Below are 3596 nucleotides of genomic sequence, written 5' to 3' on the forward strand. Positions count from 1 at the left end.
ATGTTGGCTTTTATTAATAGCTGAATGTAGAGATAGGTCTTTCACTTCGTATAGGCCTCATGAACGCTGAATTTCTCTCCCAACCAAAAGCTTTCTTTCTTTTACGATACTTCCGCCTGTTTTAAACATTACAAACAAACCCAAAGTACGCTACTTGCCGACTGTACACGTACTTTATCTTAACAAACACCGATGTTTTATTCACATCTGCATAAGTGGCAAAAATAAGTGCAGGATCCTATCCTGATAAATAATATGTCTCTTATAAAATTCCATAAACTCCGCTAGAATCATAAAAAACTAATTCCATAACTTAAACTATGAATGTTGTAATTTAGTAATGATAGATCAACCCAAATGAAACTAAGTAAGCCAAAACAGCGAATCCGCACTTTGATAGACTAACAAATAGACCAAAAACAAAAAAAACCGCGCCATGCGCAGGTATCCCGTTTCCCCAGTGATCCCTATGGTACAAAACTCGAACTTATTCATGTTTGACTTGCGAAATTGTCACAAATTACCTGATTTATAAAAAAGTTTAGATAATACAAATATTGCATTGGTAGGAAGGATATCCCTTTTTATAGCGGTTTACACTTCCACAACAAGTAACCAGCTTACCGCAATTGGGGCAAATGACAACTCCTCCTAACGGCAGAAATAAGTTTGCAGCTACTTTAGATTTAGGGATGGATGCTATTTTAAATAGCAAGGATATAGTTATCGTAATTGCTATTTAATATCATCCCTTGCCCATTGCTTTGCAGAAGTAGTATTAAATTTCCCAGGCAATTGCTCCATTATGTGCCCGAATAAAGCCTGCGGGGCGTAACGTTGCGCGTTACTAATCAGCTCTAGTGCTATCTCCTTTTGGAGATCCTTTAAAAGACCGACATTCAGCATATCCGACAGGATGATTTCCGCAGGTAAGTTTCTGATCGCATGCAATCTTAATAAGCCATTGCCAGCGTCTGCATCTTCTATCAAGCATATATGATCTTATGAAGTCTGGTCCACCTACATCATGGCATAATGCTTCAATGCCGTGTAAATCATGGCTACGACCTTCGTTCCTCATTTTTCTGAGGAAATATTGCATCATACCTACTCGCCATTCTTCGCTCATATGGTGACCTACATTCCTGGCAAAATAGCCGTAAGATGCATACCAGTCTTTGTAAGGTAATCTATTTACAAGCCTTTTTTGTTTGTATGATTGTCAAATATTACCGGTTTTTTCACCTTTGCTTCTTCTTCATTCATTTTTCGCCCCACCTTACTTTTCTAAAAATCTAATCCTTGTAAACAACAAACCTAAGTCTTTGCTGTTATATGGCTTAAACAACAGACGATGATAAAGCATCAAAACAATCTTTATAACAGTTAAATAAATAGCATATGCTTTTAGAAATAACTATTTTAAACATATTTAAGGAGGTGGAGAACTATGACAAATTCTGTATTGTTCTCTTCTGGGAAGAATGCTGTGGTCCTTGCGCCGCATTGCGCCCAGTCATTGAAGAGCTGGCTGAGGAGTATGCCGGTAAAGTAAAGGTGGGTATAATAAACGTGGACAAGGAGCCCTGGCTTGCTACCTCCTACAATGTCAAGTCCATGCCTGTGGTCCTATTCTTCAGACATGGCAAGCCTGTTTACAAACAAGTTGGCACCACTCCCAAAGATCATCTCGACAAGGATATCCAGGAATACCTCAACTCACCGGATAAAATCCAGGATTCAATAGCGAAAGAAAATGAATGGCCCCTCCCACATCATGATCCATCAATAATGCATCCCAAACCAGATGGATCGTTTAACAGTTGATTGGGGCTGACCCAAAAGTGAAATTGAGCTTTATAGATGAAGTGTCTTTTAAAAACTGTTTTTGTGTGTTTTTGAAGACTTTTTCATAGTCAGGGTGTTAAATTTACTTACAACTCAATTTTTCAAGCGAAAAACCGGCTATGTGTTAGATAATCAGTTTAATCCCACATTTTTTAATCTCAAAAACCATAACTGTGACATGAATCACTGGGGATAAGAATGAACAAACAGCAATTAAGCTAAGTTACACCGCTTATGCTGTTGACCCAGTTTCAGACATCGAAAAAGTGCTGCCAGGCTGGAAAATAGTCTGGAGTGGCATTCTGACTAATAGCGCGAACTACGCTAACTACGCATTTATTGCTGTAGACTCCATAGGAAAGGAATTTGGGCTCGCCTAAAACAGCGCAGCTGGCCTTATGTCAACTCCGGATTCAAAGATTCACATATCAGCGAAGGTGCTGCCATTACCTTCGACAATATCCTGAAAATGCAGGACACATTAGGATCAGGCAAATCTATCGTTGACTTTTTGATAAGTAAGAGTGTACCCAAAGACGCGACTCATTACAGGCTATGGTCGGGGTGGTACTATGGCGAGTGTATTTGCGTCATTTTTCTCATCACACGGGCAGGAGAATTTTACGAAAGGAAACATTTTCCTTTGCACTTTTGCAGCAGTTGCTGCCGGCAACACCCCGTTTGTCGAAGACCTCTATTCTAAGTTGCCTAAGCCTAATTTATTGCAGTTCCAAAATAGTAACGATTTTGTTTCGGATATCCCAAAATTTACAGCATGGTATTTTGCAGTGATATACGAACCTGCACCGAATGTAAAGGAAATTACAATCACCTATGAAGGGCGAACAAATACGCTGGAGAGAACCCTCATGCATTTTGCAAATACACATCTTCCCAGATACAATTATAAGTCTGAGCGCTTTTACACAAAACTGGATCCTAAATATATTGCTAATACTATTGGCGACTGGTTAACGCAGACAGGCTATCAACATCAGTTCGTCAATTATGCCAATGCTCTACGCGTAGAGCTGCCGGTAGTCTCTCTTGCAATACCAATAATGAAATCAGTTTAGATTAAGAACAGCTTAAACAAACACATAGAGTAAAACTTTGAAGCTAGTCTTTTAGACTGCTCTCTTTGGGTGAATTGCTGGCGCACAAAACTACAGAAGGGCAGATTTTTTAGCCGGTCTGATGAAGCTGTGGGCTTCCTCAGACTTCGGCCATAAGAATTAGAGTTAAGAATTGATTCATTAAGAACGAATAACCATCAATTCTTCAACTATAGTATCAAAATAAGGAATAACCATTAGTGCTTTTTCATCTATTTCGTTAGAAGAAGGAAGGCGAATGAATTCGTCTTTATCTGAATACGCAACTGAATTATTAGTTTGCTTCATAAACACAATTTTTAGATGTATGAGAATAATGTTTTAAATATTGGATAATAGACGGCTATATACAGTAAAGCCTCGTAAACTCTACGCCATACTCAATCATTATAGGGCAAATTATAGAGCAAAAAAAGGAGACCCGCACCAAGTGCAGGTCTCCAAACTCTCCAGTGATCCCCTTGGGATTTCCGATCTATTTCCTAGTCTTACCGCGGAATACTTAAACCACACCTAACAGGCTGGTTATTAAGTATTCTACAACAGCGAATCGCGTTTCTACTTCTTACCTTTATTCGGGTTGGCCCCACTTTAATAGACTAAAAAATAGACTCGTTATGCTGTTACCTCTTA

Annotated in this window: 4 protein-coding genes; 2 read left to right on the plus strand and 2 right to left on the minus strand. The window is 39.0% G+C overall.

The window, feature by feature from the left end; translation table 11 throughout:
• Positions 1–735 precede the first annotated feature (735 nt).
• On the minus strand, positions 736–990 hold the full coding sequence (locus tag VIP81_RS28925) for a hypothetical protein (RefSeq protein WP_331969865.1): 255 nt from the start codon (positions 988–990) through the stop codon (positions 736–738).
• A gap of 411 nt (positions 991–1401) precedes the next feature.
• Here VIP81_RS28925 and VIP81_RS28930 point away from each other — a divergent pair, with 411 nt between their 5' ends.
• Both VIP81_RS28930 and VIP81_RS28935 read left to right on the plus strand, forming a co-directional pair.
• The gene (locus tag VIP81_RS28930) at positions 1402–1827 is read left to right on the plus strand and encodes a thioredoxin family protein (protein WP_331969868.1); all 426 of its coding nucleotides are present in this window, start codon (positions 1402–1404) and stop codon (positions 1825–1827) included.
• 545 nt (positions 1828–2372) lie between these two features.
• The gene (locus VIP81_RS28935) at positions 2373–2924 is read left to right on the plus strand and encodes a lipase family protein (protein ID WP_331969871.1); all 552 of its coding nucleotides are present in this window, start codon (positions 2373–2375) and stop codon (positions 2922–2924) included.
• A gap of 180 nt (positions 2925–3104) precedes the next feature.
• Here VIP81_RS28935 and VIP81_RS28940 read toward each other — a convergent pair whose 3' ends face one another.
• Positions 3105–3251 (minus strand): hypothetical protein, encoded by a 147-nt coding sequence (locus tag VIP81_RS28940; RefSeq protein ID WP_331969874.1) that lies wholly within the window; start codon positions 3249–3251, stop codon positions 3105–3107.
• Positions 3252–3596: the final 345 nt, after the last annotated feature.

It is taken from the genome of Chitinophaga sp., from assembly GCF_036566945.1.
Lineage (GTDB): Bacteria > Bacteroidota > Bacteroidia > Chitinophagales > Chitinophagaceae > Chitinophaga.